The sequence below is a fragment of the Faecalicatena sp. Marseille-Q4148 genome (assembly GCA_018228665.1).
Taxonomy (GTDB): domain Bacteria; phylum Bacillota; class Clostridia; order Lachnospirales; family Lachnospiraceae; genus UBA9414.
This window is the reverse complement of record CP073692.1, coordinates 99,838-118,753: the sequence shown is the minus strand read 5'-3', so window position 1 is coordinate 118,753 and position 18,916 is coordinate 99,838. Positions and strand designations below refer to the sequence as shown.

16 protein-coding genes and 1 riboswitch are annotated in these 18,916 nt (G+C 42.8%); of the genes, 4 read left to right on the top strand and 12 right to left on the bottom strand.

Features of this window, described 5'->3' with window-relative positions; genetic code table 11:
* Positions 1-1,122, bottom strand: coding sequence for a cobalamin biosynthesis protein CbiD (cbiD, locus tag KFE17_00615; protein ID QUO32300.1), 1,122 nt, complete (start codon positions 1,120-1,122; stop codon positions 1-3).
* Between the two features lie 280 nt (positions 1,123-1,402).
* On the opposite strand from cbiD, the gene KFE17_00610 reads away from it, so the two are divergent.
* The 4 genes from KFE17_00610 to KFE17_00595 are packed head-to-tail and all read left to right on the top strand — an operon-like array spanning position 1,403 to position 5,555.
* Positions 1,403-2,719 carry a sugar ABC transporter substrate-binding protein gene (locus tag KFE17_00610; protein ID QUO32299.1) on the top strand — a complete coding sequence of 439 codons (1,317 nt, stop codon included), beginning with the start codon at positions 1,403-1,405 and terminating at the stop codon, positions 2,717-2,719.
* Positions 2,720-2,732: 13 nt separating this feature from the next.
* Positions 2,733-3,623 (top strand): sugar ABC transporter permease, encoded by an 891-nt coding sequence (locus KFE17_00605; protein ID QUO32298.1) that lies wholly within the window; start codon positions 2,733-2,735, stop codon positions 3,621-3,623.
* A 12-nt stretch (positions 3,624-3,635) separates the two neighbouring features.
* Complete coding sequence (locus tag KFE17_00600) at positions 3,636-4,445, top strand: carbohydrate ABC transporter permease (protein QUO32297.1); 810 nt, start codon at positions 3,636-3,638, stop codon at positions 4,443-4,445.
* A 42-nt stretch (positions 4,446-4,487) separates the two neighbouring features.
* On the top strand, positions 4,488-5,555 hold the full coding sequence (locus KFE17_00595) for a uroporphyrinogen decarboxylase family protein (GenBank protein ID QUO32296.1): 1,068 nt from the start codon (positions 4,488-4,490) through the stop codon (positions 5,553-5,555).
* Between the two features lie 27 nt (positions 5,556-5,582).
* On the opposite strand, the gene KFE17_00590 is transcribed toward KFE17_00595, so the two are convergent.
* From KFE17_00590 to KFE17_00540, 11 genes are all read right to left on the bottom strand, one after another.
* Positions 5,583-7,229, bottom strand: coding sequence for a DUF4445 domain-containing protein (locus tag KFE17_00590; protein QUO32295.1), 1,647 nt, complete (start codon positions 7,227-7,229; stop codon positions 5,583-5,585).
* Positions 7,216-7,884 (bottom strand): corrinoid protein, encoded by a 669-nt coding sequence (locus KFE17_00585; protein QUO32294.1) that lies wholly within the window; start codon positions 7,882-7,884, stop codon positions 7,216-7,218. Before KFE17_00585 ends, KFE17_00590 begins: the two co-directional genes overlap by 14 nt.
* Positions 7,885-8,019: 135 nt before the next feature.
* Positions 8,020-9,300 (bottom strand): amidohydrolase family protein, encoded by a 1,281-nt coding sequence (locus KFE17_00580; GenBank protein QUO32293.1) that lies wholly within the window; start codon positions 9,298-9,300, stop codon positions 8,020-8,022.
* A 75-nt stretch (positions 9,301-9,375) separates the two neighbouring features.
* Positions 9,376-9,472: riboswitch (purine riboswitch) on the bottom strand.
* 119 nt (positions 9,473-9,591) lie between these two features.
* Positions 9,592-10,491 carry a DUF4340 domain-containing protein gene (locus KFE17_00575; GenBank protein ID QUO32292.1) on the bottom strand — a complete coding sequence of 300 codons (900 nt, stop codon included), beginning with the start codon at positions 10,489-10,491 and terminating at the stop codon, positions 9,592-9,594.
* A 59-nt stretch (positions 10,492-10,550) separates the two neighbouring features.
* Positions 10,551-11,981, bottom strand: coding sequence for a GldG family protein (locus KFE17_00570; GenBank protein ID QUO32291.1), 1,431 nt, complete (start codon positions 11,979-11,981; stop codon positions 10,551-10,553).
* Positions 11,982-11,993: 12 nt separating this feature from the next.
* A complete protein-coding gene (locus KFE17_00565; GenBank protein QUO32290.1) occupies positions 11,994-12,860 on the bottom strand; it encodes an ABC transporter permease in 867 nt (288 codons plus the stop codon).
* Complete coding sequence (locus tag KFE17_00560; GenBank protein ID QUO32289.1) at positions 12,844-13,842, bottom strand: ATP-binding cassette domain-containing protein; 999 nt, start codon at positions 13,840-13,842, stop codon at positions 12,844-12,846. Before KFE17_00560 ends, KFE17_00565 begins: the two co-directional genes overlap by 17 nt.
* A gap of 217 nt (positions 13,843-14,059) precedes the next feature.
* Positions 14,060-14,728 carry a hypothetical protein gene (locus KFE17_00555; GenBank protein QUO32288.1) on the bottom strand — a complete coding sequence of 223 codons (669 nt, stop codon included), beginning with the start codon at positions 14,726-14,728 and terminating at the stop codon, positions 14,060-14,062.
* A gap of 73 nt (positions 14,729-14,801) precedes the next feature.
* Positions 14,802-15,335, bottom strand: a complete 534-nt coding sequence (locus KFE17_00550) for a ParB-like nuclease domain-containing protein (protein ID QUO32287.1) — start codon at positions 15,333-15,335, stop codon at positions 14,802-14,804.
* Positions 15,325-16,656, bottom strand: a complete 1,332-nt coding sequence (locus KFE17_00545) for a DUF3440 domain-containing protein (protein ID QUO32286.1) — start codon at positions 16,654-16,656, stop codon at positions 15,325-15,327. Before KFE17_00545 ends, KFE17_00550 begins: the two co-directional genes overlap by 11 nt.
* Positions 16,657-16,859: 203 nt before the next feature.
* Positions 16,860-18,899 carry a CocE/NonD family hydrolase gene (locus KFE17_00540; protein ID QUO33572.1) on the bottom strand — a complete coding sequence of 680 codons (2,040 nt, stop codon included), beginning with the start codon at positions 18,897-18,899 and terminating at the stop codon, positions 16,860-16,862.
* Positions 18,900-18,916 lie beyond the last annotated feature (17 nt).

Sequence of the window (18,916 nt, the reverse complement as noted above, 5' to 3'; positions counted from 1 at the left end):
TTACTGTTCTACAAGTTCTTTAGAAGCTTTCTGAAGTAATGCATCTGCATTCTTTGTCATTCCCAACATTCCTGACTGATTGGAAAATATAACTGCACCGCATTTCATCTCCCCTGCACGATTCTGTAAATAAAATTGAATCCGATCTAACAGCGCTTCCAGAAACTTATTTCTTTCCTCATCTTTCATTAATGACAGCATTTCGTCTGTTGTTCCGCAGTCTAATGCTGCTCGCGCCATTTGTGCCGGCAGACCTGCTCTGAGCATTGCACTTGCTGCCACTTCCATTCTTGCGTCTCCATATCTGGAATGTGTATTCATAATCCCTGCCGCCACTTTGATGAATTTCCCGATGTGAGCTGCAAATACAAGTCCTTTTGCCCCGGACTCAACTGCCATATCAATGGTTTCTCCGACATAGTTGCTGCATTTTACAGCAATTTCAGCAGGAATCCCATAAGTTTCTTTCAGGAAATCAAGCCCATAATTTCCCGGAGCCGCAATCAGCCACGCTCTTCCTTCTGCCCGTTTTACATTGATTTCTACCTGTATCGTATCAATCAGCGCTTTCTCGCTCATCGGCTCCACAATTCCTGTTGTCCCAAGAACCGAAATTCCTCCCTCAATTCCAAGCCTGGGATTAAATGTCTTTGCTGCCAGTTTCACACCGTCCGGAATGGAAATAATGATTTGAAGTCCTCCCGGCATTCCACTTGCTTCCAGCACTTCCTCTGCCGTCTGGCAGATCATCTTCCGCGGAATGCGGTTGATCGCTGCAGCTCCTACCGGCTGATCAAGCCCTGGCTTTGTCACACGCCCGACGCCAACACCGCCATCCAGAAGAATCCCTTCTGTTTCTGTCCGGCTCACACTTGCATAGACATATACGCCGTTCGTCACATCCGGATCATCTCCACTGTATTTTTTGACAGCACAGCGCACCAGATCCGGTTCTGTTTCCCACAATTCCGGCTGAAGCGTTATGCATTGTCCACCCGGAAGCTTTACGGTAACCTTCTCTTCTTTCCTACCTGTCAAAAGACAGACTGCTGCCGCCTTCGCCGCCGCCTGTGCACATGTTCCGGTCGTATATCCTGATAATCCTTTTCTTTGCTCTGCCATCCGCATTTCCTCGTCTTTCTCTATACTATGATATCTTAACCATTCTGAAAGCATCTGTCAATTCTGGCAGAACCCTTTTCCCGGATGTTTTTATAAAAAATCTATCTTCCTTTCCCGGATCAGCGCTTTCATTTCACCTTATAGATTTTATCTATATTATATGCTTTTTATAGTTTATTTCTATTTCCATTCTATTGTCATAGATTATATAATTAATTTAATTGAACTTGTCTTCAAACAATTCAATTACAGCACTTTCTATATTTTAAGGAGGAAACATATGAAAAAGAAACTAATCAGTGCATTGCTCTGTGTATCTATGGCTGCCGGTATGCTGGCAGGCTGCGGAAACAGTGATGCAAAAAAAGAAAACAAAGGAAGCAGCGACAAAGACGGTAAAACAACACTTACCATGTGGTGTCCACCGCTTGATGACGACACAAAAGGAAACTTTGATAAGCTTCTGGCTGATTTTAAGAAAGAAAAAAATGTCGATTTAGAAATCGAGCTGATTCCGTGGGAAAACTATCAGGAAAAATGGTCTACCGGTATCAGCAACGGCGAGTGCCCGGATATCGGATATATGTATGCAGAGATGTACCCAACATACATTTCTTCCGGTGTTGTTATGGATATGACAGATCTTCTGACAGAAGAAGACCGCAAGGAATTCAAATATCTTGACCGCGGAGAAATGATGGGCGGACAATACGGTATGCCAATCGTAACCGGTGTTCCGTTTGTTCTTTATTATAATGAAGATATTCTCAACGAACTCGGCGAGACACCTCCGGAAACCTGGGAAGATTTTAAACGCATCTGTGAAAAAGCAACAAAAGATACTGACGGAGACGGCAATATCGACCAGTACGGTTATGCAGTTGGTCTGAACAACGGTGGTATGAGCAACCTTTATATCCTGAACTCCTACTTCTACAGCCTCTTATGGCAGGCCGGCGGAGACATCTATAATGATGATCTTAAAACAGTAAAATTTAACAATGAAGCCGGTGTCGAAGCACTCGAATTCTTCAAGAGCCTGAAAGATTATATGCCTGAAAATACACTTTCTCTCCCTGCTGAAGACGCTTTCTCTACAATCTTTGGCGCTGGAAAAGCTGCATTTGGCGTAACAAGATCTTCTGCTCAGCAGGAAACATTATTTGCAGAGACTTATCCGGATCTGAACTGGAACTATGTTACTTCTCTGAAAAATAAAGATTACGGTACATTTGGCGCTGCCGACTCTTTATCTATTATGTCTACCTGTGAAGAACCTGAACTTGCTATGGAACTCATCAGATACATCTGCGGTTCTGAATTTATGACAGAATACCATAAGATTGCTCCGGGTGCAGCTCTGACTGTTTCTGAAGAATATGTAGGTGATCCAAAGATGGAACGCATCGTAACAGAAGACGTTGACAAATGGCGTCCGCTCCAGGTAGGTCCTTGCGGAAGTGAAATTCTGGAAAACCTTGCTGCCCACATCCAGTCCGTCATGGAAGGAAAACAGGACGTAAAAGAAGCACTTGATGAATCTGCGGAATTTGCAGATGATACACTGGCTGAGTATTGGGCCGAAAATGAAGAATAAACAGGTGCATCCTATGAAGAAAAAGAAATCCGGTTTTTTATCTAAGTTAGCTCCATATGCTTATATTACACCGATTTCATTGATTCTCTTTACCTTTGTCTTCTGCTCTCTCATTGTTGCTGTCATCTTTAGTTTCACAAGATACAACATCCTCATTCCGGCAGAATTCAATGGACTATTCAATTACGAGAAACTTTTGCGTGACAAAAAACTTCATCTTGCAATTATGAATACATTAAAGATCGCAGTTATGACCGTACCGCTTCAAGTACTGCTCTCCACGCTTCTTGCAGCATTGATCGCTTCCATGAAAAATTCGATCATTGCAAAGATCGCAAAAGCAGCGCTGTTTATTCCGGTTCTGTCTTCCAGCGCCGTTGTCGGTACAATCTGGAAAGCGATCCTGAACAGCCGTACTCCGGCTGTTCAGGCTGTGTTCGGCATTTTTGGCATTGATCCTTCTATGCTGCTCGGAAGCAGTAAGGCGGCAATTGTCACACTATCAATGATAATCGTCTGGAAAAGTCTCGGCTATTATATGATCATTGCCCTTTCCTCCCTCATGTCCATTTCCGACACTTACTATGAGGCAGCGAAAGTGGATGGCGCAAATACCCGCCAGCTCTTTACGAAGATCACGCTTCCAATGATGAAGCCAACCATTATCCTGAATACGTTCCTTGCACTTGTAAGCTCTATGCAAACATTCGATCTTGCCTATACTATGACCGGCGGCGGACCGTCTATGTCCACCACAACACTTGTAATGTACGCATACCAGCTCACTTTCAAGAGTGCAAAAGCAGGTTATGCCATGACTGTTTCCAATGTCTTAATGTTAATCGTATTGTGTATCGTTCTGGTGCAGCAGCGTTATATGCGCCGTGATGCATCAGAGATTTAAGGAGGTTTGTACATGAAGAAATTAGGCCGGCTGATCGGCAGTCTCATTTTGATTTTCGTGACACTTCTTTGTATCCTGCCTTTCCTGTACATGATACTGATGTCACTGAAAAGTACATTAAATGCATATGATTTCAGCTTTTCGCTCTCAAATATTACATTTGAACATTATCAGAAGATTTTTTCCACACCTTCTTTCCTTCGCTATTTTGTCAACAGCATTATTGTTGCTGCAGCAGGTGTGGCACTTACTCTGTTCACAAGCTGTACCGCTGGTTATGCATTTGCAAAATTAAAATTCAAAGGAAGCGATAAGATTTTCCTTCTTTTGATCCTGACAATGCTTGTTCCGTCTGAAGTCATCCTCGTTCCGCTCTATCTGATCGTGCGTGGACTCGGATGGGCAAATACATTTAAAGCTCTGATTCTGCCGCTTCCTACTGCATTTGGAGTATTTATTATGCGGCAGGCAATGCTGTCAATTCCGAATGAGCTGATTGAATCTGCCAGAATTGACGGTGCGGGCAACTTTAAAATCTTATATACTGTGATTCTCCCTCTTGTGAAATCAGCTATGCTGACGCTGGCAATCTTCACTTTTATCGGTGCATGGAATAACTTCACATGGCCGCTGATCATTACAACAAAAGACGCCATGCGTACACTGCCTCTGGCGCTGACTTCCATGAAGACACAGTATGATGTGGATGTAGGTCTGACAATGGCCTGCTCTGCCGTAACCTTTCTTCCGCCGTTTATTTTCTATCTCTTCCTGCAGTCAAAATTCGAAGCAGGCGTTGCTTTGCACGGCTTAAAAGGTTAAAATAAAACTATTACAACAAATTGTGAAAAAAGGAGCAGAATCATGAAACGATTACAACCACATCCCCTGGATGAGATGACTCCGTTAGAACGGGCACAGGCGATTGCAGAAGGATGCCCTTACGACCGTCTTCCATGCGTGCCTTTCCTCGGTGAGATCAGCGCCCATCTGATTGGATGCACAAATATCCGGGAATACGAAAACAATCCAAAATTAATTGCAGAAGGCGAGATTGCTTCCTTTGAGCGATATGGGCTGGACGGCATCGGCGCCGGTCCAAACTCTATGGGACTTGCCGCCGCTCTTGGCGCTAATGTAATCTATCCGGAAGACAGTATCCCTTATATCGGATCTGCCGCAATTGACAATGACGATGCATTCAACGCACTCGAACCGGTCAATCCCCATACCAATCCTTATATCAAAGGCGCTATGGAAGCTCTTGAGATGCTGACAGAAGCTGCACATGGTATTTCCGGTGTTGGCTCAAGCCTTGGCGGTCCATTTACTGTCTGTGCTTTTCTCGTTGGTACAGACCGGCTTTTAAAGGACTGTCTGAAGAAACCGGAACGTGTACACCATCTGATGCGGATTGTCACAGACAGTATCAAAAACTGTGTAGATGCCATCGCACCTCTCGGTGTGGGATTCGGTTTCGCAGATCCGGTTGCATCCGGAAGTCTGATCTCTCCAAAAATGTACGAAAAGTTTGTTTTCAGTTATATGAAAGAACTCTGTACTTATATCTATGAAAAGACAGGCGCTAAGCCAAGCCTTCATATGTGCGGAAATACTGTCGGTATCTGGAAATATATCAAGCAGCTTGATATCTGTTCTCTGAGCATCGACAACGTGGTAGATCTGGCTCTTGCCGGTCAGGAACTGGGTGATTATTTCTCAATCCTCGGAAATGTTCCTCCGGTAGATGTAATCATGCTTGGCACGAAAGATGATATTTTTGCATCTGTGAAAGACTGTGTAGAAAAAGGACGCAATATTCCAAAAGGCTATACCATTGCTCCGGGATGCAATATCCCTCTCGGAACTGAAATTCAAAAAGTTGACTGGTTTATGGATGCCGCAAGACTTTATGGCAAATATAGTATATAAGAATCAACAAAAAGTCTCCGATTTCCCCTACGGAAACCGGAGACTTTTTATAAACAGCGCTTCATAACCTTCTGTCGCTCCCAGTTCAAAATATTCTACTGTTCCTGCAATGGTTTTCATTGCTTCCCGTGCTTCATCTGATAAAAGCGCTGCTTTTGCGCCTTCCAGTGAAGTATTTCCTGCATAGGAAATTTTGCCCCGAAATGCTTCCGGCAAGATCCCTGTTTCGATCAGACTCTCCTCCGGAAGATGCTTTCCAAACTGTCCCGCTACAATAACTTTATCACATTCCTCATAACAAAGACCGCTTCTCTCAAAAAGTGTCTGTATTCCGGAAAGTAACGCTCCTTTCGCCAGCTGAACCTGGCGGATATCTGACTGCGTTACTGCAATATCCCCGCAGCCTGTCCAAATACTTCTTTTTCCCTTCTCTTTTCGGAGATATGCGTTTCTCCAGTCTTCTTCTTCAAGAGATTCTGTTTTTAAAATATTGCCTCCCGGCAGCAGCATACCTGTTTTCAGAAACGTCCTCACTGCTGCCAGTATTCCACTGCCACAGATTCCTGATGCTTTATTTGTGCCGATCACCGTACAGCAAAGTTTTTTCCCCTCTGCAGCAAGATTTTCAATCGCTCCCCGGGAAGCCCGCATACCATTGCTGATATTCATCCCTTCCAGAGCCGGTCCCGCCGCGCAGGAACAGGCCAGGTACCTTCCATTACTTTTCAGCGCCATTTCTCCATTTGTCCCGATATCAATGAACAATAGATTGCCCCGCTCAGAGTCGATCCCTGCTGCATAGAGTCCCGAAGTAATATCCCCTCCTACATAAGCAGATATGGAAGGAAGGCAAATGAGCTTTGCATTCGGAAAGGCAAGTCCAATCTGTTTTGCATCTATTTCCTGTTCTTCAAGAAATTCCGGTTCATATGGCGCTCTCCCAATCTTCTTTGCACTCACACCGAGAAGCATATGGAGCATTGTACAGTTTCCTGATACAGTAATTCTCGTAAGCTTTCTGCTGTTCTGTCCTGTCCGGTCAAACTGCTCCCCGGATTCTTCCCGGATACTTTTTCCTTCTATCTTACAAAGCATCTGAAAAAGCATATCGTTGAGCTGATCCACAATCAGATGCTGCAGCTCTCTGACAGCACGTTCTCCTTCTTCTGTTTCATAGGTAATCCTGCTTAACACATCCAAACCATGTACTGCCTGGGCATTCAGTCCGGAAACTGCTCCCAGTTCATTTCCTGTTTCCAGCTCAATGAGCGCTGCTGCCACTGTTGTTGTTCCCAGATCAATTGCCGCTCCCAGTTCTCCTTTTGAGAAATGATTGTGTTTCATCTCTCTCTGATAGACTGCACTTTCCCCGGATACAAGCCCTTCATAGTGCGCTTTTTCCGGCAGTGCAATCGTGATATCATCCCTGACTGCACAAAGACAGGCAAGACGAAAGCCTTCTTCCAACTCTTTTTCGGAAAGTTTGTCACGTTCGCCCTCCTGCCACGACCCAAGTGATCCTTCTGTCAGCCTTACTTTACATTTTCCACAAGTACCTCTGCCGCCACAGGGATTATCCACATATACTCCATGTTTTTTCAGACTCTGAAGCAGATTCTCCCCGGCTGTGCAGGTAAAAGTCTCCTTTTCCCCGACAATCTTAATACGCGGCATTGTTGATCTTCCTCTCTACGAGCTCCAACGCCAACCGCGCTGCTTTCGATGCTTCTCTCTCATAACCGTCTGCACCAATCTTCTCTGCAAATTCCTGAGAAATCGGGCCTCCGCCCACCATGACAACGACTTTATCACGGAGTCCTTCTTCTTTCAAAAGATCCATAACCCGGTTCATATTCTCCATTGTAGTTGTCATCAGCGTAGACATTCCGATCAGATGCGCCCCTTCTTTCTTAACTGTTTCAATAAAAACAGACGGCGGTACGTCTTTGCCAAGATCAATCACTTCAAATCCACATGTTTCCAGCATAATCTTAAACAGATTCTTTCCGATATCATGGATATCTCCTTCCACAACACCGATAACTGCCTTATAGGAATTGCTCTCCGACCGGTTCTTTAGCAAATACGGACGGAATACTTCCATTCCGGCATACATCGCATCTGAACAAAGCAAAAGCTCCGGAATATAGTATTCTTCCTCCTCATAAAGCCTTCCCGCCTGATCCATTCCTGCTGCAAGCCCTTTTCCTATCCCTTCCACCGGATCATATCCTGCTTCCAGATATTCTTTCGAATATGCAACTGCGTCCTCTTCTTCCATCTCTACGACTGATTCTGCAAGTTTTTTTAATAATTCCTCCTGGTTCATCTTCTTTCTTCCTTTCTCTGATAATCATCTGCATCCGGTTTGCCCAATCTGAGCTGCGATGCATAAAATCATTACCAATTCCCATAAAGATATTGTACCAAGATATCCCATTTCTGACTAGCGAAAAATCTGTAATTAAAATAACTTTTCTCCCGCTACATATTTTTCTTTCACATCAGCATCTGTGCACAGGTAAAGAAAACGTTCCAGACGATCCCGCACTGTCAGTTTCTCAACAGATGGAATTCTGCTCTCATCTAATACAAGAATATCAGCCTCATACCCCGGTTCAAAGCTTCCTACATTTCCAAAGAACGCACCGCCGCCCTTCGTTCCCATAAAGAAAGCTTCTTCTACCGTTACCGGTTTCTCTTCTTCATTTACAAGACGCCAACGCATTTTTGACATCTGAATGGCATCTGTCATCGCACGGAAGATAGAAAGAGATGCGCCTCCCGCAATATCGCTTCCAAGTCCAATCCGATGATTTTCTTCAAGGTAAACTCTGACCGGAGCAATTCCTGATGAAAGGTTTGTATTGGACTGTGGGCAGTGTGCAATAAATACACCGTTGTTCAGCATTTTTTCCCGCTCTTCCTTCGTAGAATGTACACAATGCGCCATAATTGTCGGCACTTCTTTTCCAAACAGCCCAAAATGCTCATAAGCTTCTCCGTAGCTTTCTGACCACGGACAAAGTTCTTTTACCCATGCAATCTCTCCGATATTCTCAGACAAATGGGACTGCATCGGAAGTTGATACTGTTTTTGAATCTCACTGAGCTGTTCCATCAATTCGTCTGTGCAAGTCGGAATAAAACGCGGTGTCAGAATTGGTTTCACACGGGAAAATCCTTTTTCCTGACATGCCGAAATCCAGCGCTTCGTCGCATTTGCCGAGGTATCCGCATCCAATTCCCGGAGCGGATCCGGACTATTACGATCCATACATACTTTTCCAACGTAAGCACAAACTCCTGCTTCTTCCAGAAGTTCCATCAAACGTACAGTTGCTTCCTCATGACGCGTAGCAAAAATACACGCTCTTGTTGTCGCGCTTCTTTGAAGATCTCCTACAAACATCCGATACGCTTTCTCTGCATAAGAAATCTCTTCATATCTTGTTTCTTCCGGAAATGTCCTTGTGTCCAGCCAGTCCAGAAGTTCCATATCCATTCCCATTCCACGGAATGTATACTGCGGCGCATGCACATGAAGATCTACCAGGCCCGGAATAATAAGCTGACCGCTGCAGTCATGGAGCGGTAAATTCTCATATGCCTCTGGAAGTTCCGGAAATACTCCGGTAATCCGTCCATCCTCACATACAAGGAAATGATTTTCTTTCGTAATCAATTCCTGCTTCGTTTTGCTGTAACAAATATCCCCTTTTAATACAAAATTTTTCTGTTTCATCCACAAACTCCTTTCCGGAAATCCACCTGTTTCTGTTTTTTTGCACAAAAAAATACCGTACAGATAGTTTCCCCTTCAATCCGACAGATGATTTATAGGTAACTATTTACGGTAGTTAGTAGAGACGCCCAACCAATTATGGGCTTATATAAATGTTCCTGTATTCACTTTTTTAACCTTACATAGTATACTGGATTTTCCTCCAAAATGCAACCAAAAAAGAAAGGTTTTCTGCACATTTTTTCTGCAGAAAACCTTTCTTTTTTAGATTAATACATATTTTACATACATTTATTTTTCAAACAACGTGTCCATCTCCTGGAACTTCGTTCTGTCTACTTTATAAATAATGTGAGATTCTCCCAGTTTTACATATCGGTTTTCTCCCTCGGAATCTGTTGCTCCAATATAAAATGTAAATTCCTGTTCTTTCTCATTGCTGTCAGTATAGGTAACCTCTACTTTCGTAACATTTTTCTCATCCATCCCATAAGCATCTGCTTCTGCTGCTTCCATATAGTAATCTGCACAATCGCTTAACGTAATTCCTCCGATCGCACTTTCTAAAGTTGTTATGGCATCTTCCTCGTCTTTTAAAAATGTTTCTGTCTTGTCCTTCTTTGTCATAACAACCTTTTCCAACTGTCCCGAATTAATATACGGAAAGGCATCATTGCTGAGCAGTGACATGAGATCATACTGAATCGGACTGAGTACAGAAGAAGAAACGGTGTACACTTTGCTCTTGTCTCCTACCGTCATATAATATCCATCATTGACGCTGTTTCCAATATAAATATTCGTCTCTTCGCCCGCTTCATTTTTCAGATGAATCGTATATGCCGGCTGCTCCAGACCATAATCCTCCAGAGCGTCTGCTCCCTCCAATTCCCGCTCTGCCTGAATTGTACTAAATGTATTTTCCATCGTTTCCACATATGTCTGCTCTAATGGAAACTTCTCATCCGGTGCATAGATCCACGTTCCATCCTTTTTTTCAAAAACAAATTTACTTTCATTATAAGTGTAAGAAATTTCCGTAAGCGCTTCCAGCGTCTTAACCTTTACTGCTTTTGCTTCCTTTTGCTCTTCTTTTGCCGCCTTTGATTCATTCCAAAACTGCAGACCGACATAACATCCGATCAAGATGACAAGTATACCAAGCAGAAATACTATTTTATTTCTTTTCACGATTAACCCTCCATCTTTATATTTTATGCTATTACATGCGCAATGCTCTGTTTTCCACCCTATGCCTTACGCCGTTTCATCCAGACAGACATTCCGAAACCAAGAATCACAAGCGGAATCCCGAAAATAACAAGAAGGCTAAAGATATCTGCATGCTGCATTGTATTATAAGAAATTCCAAGAGATTTTGCTTCGATTGACACATTCTGCACGTCATCGAAGTTGGCTGTTACCGCATTCATAACCAATGTCATATTGTCCAGTGTCGAAAACATCCCTGTCAATTGTGAATCAATGATTGAATTACTTCCAAATACTGTGAATCGGGATTGTTTTCCTTTACTTTCCGCATCCTCCTTCTCTTCCTCATCTGTATCAGAAAGTGTCTCCTCTGCAACTGCTCCAATGACATAAGTCCCCTGCTCCTGCGATGTTTCTGTAACCGCATGCGCATCATTGCTTGTCGTAAGAATCGAAGTTACTTCAATCGTATCCCGCGCCGGATCTGTTGTTGTCATTCCATGCGTATTGGCTGCAAGAATCATTTCTGTAGACAACCCTTCTGCCAGATCTCCGGATGCATTTAACAGTGGAAAAACATAATAATAATTATTCTGAAGACATCTTGACGGATCTGCAATATATCCTTCTGCCGTTTCCAGTCCATACTCTTTCATTAAGCTTTCCAGATTCGGCAATTCCTCATCGGTATCTCCAAGAAACAGCATGACATTGCCTCCACCTTGCAGATAGTTTGAGATCGCCGTCTTTTCTTCTTCTGAAATGTCTTTTACCGGTCCATTCATCAAAAGAAGATCGCAGTCTTCCGGGATCGTCTGCGTCATCACAAGATTCAGTTCTGTAATTGTCAGATTGGATTTATCTGTCAGATCTGTAAAATTTGTTCCAAACGCATCTTCTCCATGCCCTGAAGTGCGATATAATTTTTTTGTTGTATCATTGGTCACATAATTGACTGCACTTGTCAGCTGCCCTTCTGCATCAAAACCACTTTCCGTTACCTGCCCGGTTGTATAATAGGAAGACATATCATATTGAATCATATCTGAAAAAGCAATCTTTGTATCTTTTCCGGTTTCTTCACAAGAAACAATGACTGTATCCGCACTGGCATCATTTTCACTGAGTACAGAAGGATGCAGCACGGGATCTACCCATTCCACTTCAACCTCATCGGAAAGATCTGCGTATTTATTGATAAATGTCCGAATCCGTTTATCCGCCTGCGTTTCCTCTGAAAGCACAGTCAGTTTTACCTTTTTCTCCAAATTTTTCAAAATTTCCCGGCTTGTTTTTGTAATCTCATAAATCTTACTGTCGCTGACATCAATGGAACGAAGATTGTCCGGAAGCTGTGATACGATCATATTCAGTACTATGACAATCGCAATGACAACCGCTGTCATTCCAACGCTATATGCTCCGTTTCTGCTATGGGCTGTTGTAAACATCTCTTTTATTTTCTTCACAATCTTCTCCTCCTAACTCCACCGTCTCTTCTGAATGCTCTGAATTGTCAGGAAAATAAATATGACAATCATGGAAAGAAATACAAACAATCCGCTTACATCCAGCAAATGATTGGACGCAATATCGGAGAAAACGCTGTAAAGAGATAGCTTTCCAAAAAATTTTTCCAACAGTCCCTCATACAGACTGGATTTTACAAAATAAACTGCAAAGGCAATAATGACCACAACCCCTTCCAGTATGCCGGTCACAATCCAGTTTTTCATCATCTGGTGCACGAAATACACTAGCAGACTGGCAAATGCAATCATTCCGATCATACATGCAAATGCACCGGATGGAAGAAATCCGACAAGACTGTCCCATAAAAATAAGATTAAAAGCGCTCCAAACGAACCAACTGCTGCAATGATCTGACTCTCTGTTAATGATGAAACAAACATTCCCACTGCAATATAAACACATCCAAGCAGAAAATAAACAAGAATCGATAAATAATCTACTTTTAGATATGCATTTCCTTCTGCCTTAATAATCAGAGGGAACATACAGAAAATCAGATTCGGTACTGCAAACACGGTTGCCATTGCCATATATTTTCCAAGAACAATATCAAAAACTGTCACCGGTGATGTCAAAAGCAGCTGATCGCTCTTGCTCTTTCTTTCTTCCGCAAAACTCTTCATCGTCAAAATCGGAATACTAATAATCAGAATAAACATCGTTCCGGACAGTGCATAAGAAAAATACGGATATCCGGCATTTAAGTTATATGCCATGAAATAGATTCCTGCTACTGCAGTCAATACCGAGATAAAAAGATACCCTGTCATCGACTGGAAATAAGAACCAAGCTCCCGTTTATAAATTGCCTTCATCTGTCTCTTCCTCCTCGCTTTCTTCCAAACACTCCGTATCTGCATCCTGTTTTTCATTCTGTGTCAGTTCCAGGAATACTTTCTCCAGCGTCGCCTTTGTTTTCTGAAGTTCCAGAAGCGGACATTCGGCCCCGGCAAATGCAAAGAACAGATCTTCCCGGATATCAAATCCTTCTTCCGGTGTCACTGTCATCCTTGTGATTCCATCTTCCAGCACTTCCACAGACATATGTACAATATGCTCCACAGAGGAAAGAATCTCTTTTACATTTTCTTCCGAAGCTCTTGCCTGCAGGAATATCTGCTCCGTTCCTTTTAACTGTTTCTCAAGATTTTCCGGCGTATCGCTGGCTACTAATTTCCCTTTAGAAATAATCATAATATAGTCGCAAACTTCGCTGATTTCTGCAAGAATATGAGAACTTAAAATGATGGTATGGGATTTGGAAAGTTCACGGATCAGCTCACGGATCTCAATGATCTGTTTCGGATCCAGACCAACGGTCGGCTCATCCAGAATTATAATTTCCGGGAAACCGATGATCGCCTGGGCTAAGCCAACTCTCTGCTTATATCCTTTGGACAGATTCTTAATCAATCTTCCGCGTACGTCCTGAATCTTTGTAAGCTCAATTACCTTCTCTACCTGTTCGCCAATCTGATGACGTTTTAATTTTTTTAAGGCAGCCACAAACTGGAGATACTCTTCTACTTTCATATCCAGATAAAGTGGCGGCATTTCCGGAAGATATCCAATACTTCTCTTTGCCAGCTCAGGTTCTTTTAAAATATCATGGCCATTTATTACAACTTCTCCTTCGGTTGCTCCAAGATACCCTGTCATAATATTCATTGTTGTTGATTTACCGGCTCCATTCGGTCCGAGAAACCCGTAGATCTGACCTCGCTTCACTGTAAAACTCAAATGATCAACTGCTGTATGTGTCCCATAACGTTTTACGAGATTTCTTACTTCTATCAATCCTGCTCCTCCTCACTAATAATTTATGAAATATTATATGTATATACTATGTTTGGAACGTGATAAAATTGTGAAAAATTTGTGAGCTCTTTATTGTGATTGTCTTTTCTGTAAGGCCGGCTGCCTTTAAAATGCACAAAAAAAGATACTTCATCCTCAATGAAGTATCTTCTCTCTTATTCTACCCTGCAGTATCTCAACCACATATTCGCGGTAGTTACTGCATTAAATATTCCAGAAATTTTGCGGCATATTCCTGGCGTTCGCCGATATTTAAAATAACAAGATAGACAGGATCTGCTGTCACATGAAGCGGATTTCCGATCTTTGTACTTCCGGTAAGATCAAATAACTTATCATCCACAATATGATCCTGATATGTTTCCTGCATCTCTTCGCTCAATACCCCGGAAAGATTTTCTGCTGCTCCCTGCGTCACAAAATCCTTTACATGCTCTTTGGAACCAATGACAACATCCACAGCCCCTGCAGCTACGATCGTATTCAGCTTCATTGTAGCATTGTATCTCGCCTGACTGTCCTCCGAACCGATGGCTACTGTCGTATCAATCGAAACCCGGTGATATTTCTCCTGATCCCCGATGAACTCCTTATATTCTCTGTTCATCTGTTCCGACTCATCCTCATTCATATAGCCGTCCGTCACAGCTGCATACATAATCGTTTCATATTTGGAATTCTCATACCAGGAAAATCCAAACCAGATTGCTGCAAATATTGCGATTACGCCAAAAATCTGAGGTTTATAATAATCCCAGATATATCCAAGCTTATGCTTCCAGTCCATGCTCTGAAGCTTTTCTTTCTCCAACTGACGTCGCTCAGCTCTGGTCAGATCCGTTTCGTGCTTCTCATGTATGTCCATTTCTTGTGTCTCCTTCTGTCAATTTCTCCACAGCCCATTATACCATACTTATCTTTGAAAAAAAGTGAAGAAATTATAAACTTTCCTCCTCATCTTCCACTGGCTTCCATGCCTGTCCGAAATTTACATCTCTGAACAGCGCTGCTAATCCGGTAATCTGTTTTAATCTCAGTACCTCATCCTTATCCATGCCAAGATGTTTACAGATCCAGGCATCAGACCGTCCCAGCTCCTGAAGCTCCCGTATGATATTGCTCATCAGATTCACATCGTGCGTACCCCTTGCCCGATTGTGACGTATCGTACTGGCCATTCGCTGATCAAGCGGTTTATCTATTACAGATACCGGAAGCAATCCGTGTTCTCTTTCATAAATATCCTTATGTTCCTTCATCACACGGTAGCGGTGGAATCCATCTACAATAATATACTTATCTTCTTCCTTTGCATAGTAGCATACAATCGGCATCGTGTATCCATCCGCCTTGATGCTGTCATAGAGAAGCTTCATTTCCGGCGGCGCTACTGCGTTTGGATTATAGGTATTCGGTTCCACCTTCTCCAGCGGAACTGCAATCACATGATAAACAGGACTTTTAAATTCCATACTCCATCTCCTCAATACTCTGATATTTTTCTTTAATATATTCGATATTTCTCTTCTGCTCCCGGGATAATCCAAACCCCATTGAGCGGCAGATATGATCATTTTTCAAAATACATCCGCACATTCGCTTCCAGCTCGGAATATCCTTGCTGGATTTGATATCATCTGTATCGTCCGGAATCTGTTCCAGAAAGATGACTCTGGATTTTTTGCTGGCAGTATAATTGGACACACCGTTCCGCTTAATCTTATAACCATGTTCTTCCAGCTCATGAATGGTCTCTTCATCCAGCCCGCCTCCGGTCTGATGCCAGAACTGAATCGATGTATTGAATTTCTTTGCATAATTATTGCGGATTCGCGGCGGAAGTGTGTCAAGAAGAAACATCGTATAGGATTTCCATGTATGCCCCTCCGGCAGCGTAATATTCCGAAATCCCATTGCCTTTGTCTTTCCATAGATACATCCAAAATTAGCTCCTCTTACTCTTCCCACAAGCTTTGCCCATATTTCCGGATCAATGACCCGATACAGGTTCAGCGCATCTTTTGAATAATCATTAAACGGCGATGCCACCCGCATCTGCGAAATCTTTAATCCGGCTTTATGATACAGATTGTAAAGTTCATTGTAATCGTAATCAAACAGATCATTGGCATGCCATACATCCTGTGACGTCCAGTCATACATTGGCGAAGCGCACCACACATCTTTGAACTGATTGCTGATCCAGCACTGTCCTTTATAACCATATTTAATATTCAAAAATCCACTGTATCTCTGCAACGATTCATCGGCGCGCATTCCGAGCAGGCAGACTGTTTTCTTATTTCCGTGAGACATACGGTACCAGCGTCCAAATTGTTTTGCCAGATCTTCCTGATGCATCCGGTATCGGTAAGTTGTCATTGGATTGTGTTCCAGATTAATGATATAGTCTTTCTTCGGCATCGGCCGTACCCAGCAATCTTCTTTTTTATCATCCCACGGATACCAGTACATTTCATAATTGCTTAGCGCTGTCCTGGTTGCCATTGGAAGACACACCCAGTAAGGTTCTACTTCATCTTTGATTCTCTCAAATGTACGCTCAATATATTCTGTCGTAACGGTGTACTGCGCTTCAAAATCCTGATGAAACACTCCTATTTTCTTCTCCGGATAGTATTTCTTCTGAAAATCCATCGTCATATTCAAAAGCAGTCCACTATCTTTTCCACCGGAAAAAGAAACAAAAATATTATCAAATTCCTCAAAAATAAACTTTATTCGCTTCTGAAATGCCTCATATACGTTCTCTTCCAGATATTCCCTGATCACAGAACTCCCTCCCAATTATCAGCTTCTTCTGTTTTTCCATATTTTTCCAGTCATCTACCAATAACTTTACCACATTCTGAAAACAGCTTCAACAATGTTCGACAAATCCTCCCCTTCTTGAACGCAAAAACAGCAGCACTCTTTTTAGATAATTCCAAAAAAGTACTGCTGTTTTGCATATTCATAATGCGCTTAGCTTATTTTTATTTTTGTTCTATCGGCAGTTCCACATAGGAGCAAAATTCTCCCTCCTGATGTACTGTAATATGTGCCTTCTGCCTCTTCTCGCTATTAAAGCCTTTTTCCGTGTTGCTGTTAGGAAAAATAAAATTCTTAGCGCTGGATGTTACGGTAAAACGGATGCGATGCCCCGGAAGAAAGGTATTGGAAATCTTTGTTGTCCGAAGTGGAATCTCATAGATATTTCCGGCTTCCATATACACAGGACGCTCAAACCCCTCCCGGTATTTGGCGCTGATCACACCGTCTGCGAGTTTGACAGATTTTCCATTTTCATCTACATCCAACAGACGGAATACAAAATCTGTATCCGGACAATCACAGGAAACAAATAAATGTACCTGTAAATCACCGGTTACTGTCACCGGCTCTTTTAATACCTCTGTTGAATAGATAAGATAGTCTTCCCGCTTTTCTTCCTCGGTATAATCTTCCGGCACTTCCAGTTCATTTTCTGACATATCGATGATATGCGTCGCCGGACAGTCCGGATCATACACATAACTGTTCTTCTCACTGTGCAGATCCATACGCTGTATTTTTACACACTGCGGCGGCCATGCCTCTGATGTTTTCCAACGCTTTTCCCCTAATGTATAGTAGAGCACTTTTGGACTTTTCTCAATCCCGTTCTCTACTCCCTTCAGAAAATGTTCCAGCCACATCATACAAATGAGATCGATATCATAACGAAGCGCATCTTCTCCCATCGGAATTCCGTGCAGATCATATTCTGCATTTCCACTGTGCTTCCACGGTCCTAAAATTGCTTTCCAGGTTCCTTCCGGCCAATCTCTGACAAGATCCAGCGCCTCGGTCGTACCCATTCCATTGTCATCAAACCAGCCTGACATAATAAGCGCCGGCACCGGAGCACCGCTGTAGCGCTCTTTCCAACTGGATTTTTTCCAAAACTCATCCAGATCTTCATGCTTTAGCCACTCTGTTAAGAAAGGAATCTCTCTTCCCAACGCCTTTTCCGGAATTGTTTCCAGAGGTCTCAGATCCAATACATCATCCCAGTCTTCCCGACACATCAGATCTTCCCGCATTCTCTGCTCCGACATTGCAAAAGCCCACGCAAGCATCCCGGATGTAAAGCAGCCTCCTCTTCTCGGAAGATCTGCAAATGCACTTCCGGCGCACACGCTGCTGAGCATTGCTTTCAAATGCGAATTCCCGCTGGCAGCTGCAGCCCACTGTACATATCCAAGATAAGAACCGCCTGTCATTGCTGCCTGTCCATCACTCCAGTCCTGCGCTGCAATCCAATTGAGCGTATCGTCTCCATCCTCTACTTCGTAATAATTCGGCTGCCATCTTCCGGTACTGTCTTCTCTGCCCCTTGTATCCTGAATAACGACGGCATATCCTCTCTGGACAAAGCGATAATACATCTCTACATGATTTCCTTTTCCATAAGGCGTCCGCACAAGTACCGCAGGTACTTTTCCCACGTTCTCTCCGGCTTCTCTTACCGGAAGATAGACATCGGTAGCCAGTCTTTCTCCATCTCTTGTCTCAACAAAAAAGGTTCCGTGAAACTTTACTTGAAAGATTTCCTGAAAGGAAAGATTGCTCCAGGCTTTCAGGACTGTTTTTTCTTCCTTACCGTCCTCTGCAAGCACTGCCGTATAATCTCTTCCCGGCATTAAAACTCCATATATTTTTCCCTGCTCATACAAAAGATCTTTTCCAAACTTTTTGTTTCGCTGTATATAGGCTTCCTCACGCCGTTTTGAAAACTGTTCTCCAGAGGAAGTGATGAACTCTTCTGCTCCTTCTGCGATACATTTTTCATATTCCTGCTTCTTTTGGAAAAACTCCAATATACTTCTTGAACAGAAGTTTCGAAAATATGCATCTGTTTCTTCTGTTAATTTTTCTTCCGGAAGCCATTCTCCGGTTTCAATGTTCAGCTTTTCTGTCGTAACTCCTTCGGCAGTTTCATGAAATTTTCCATATAAAATTCCGGATAAATAAAAATTCCACTTCATACGCATCTCTCTTACTTTCCCAG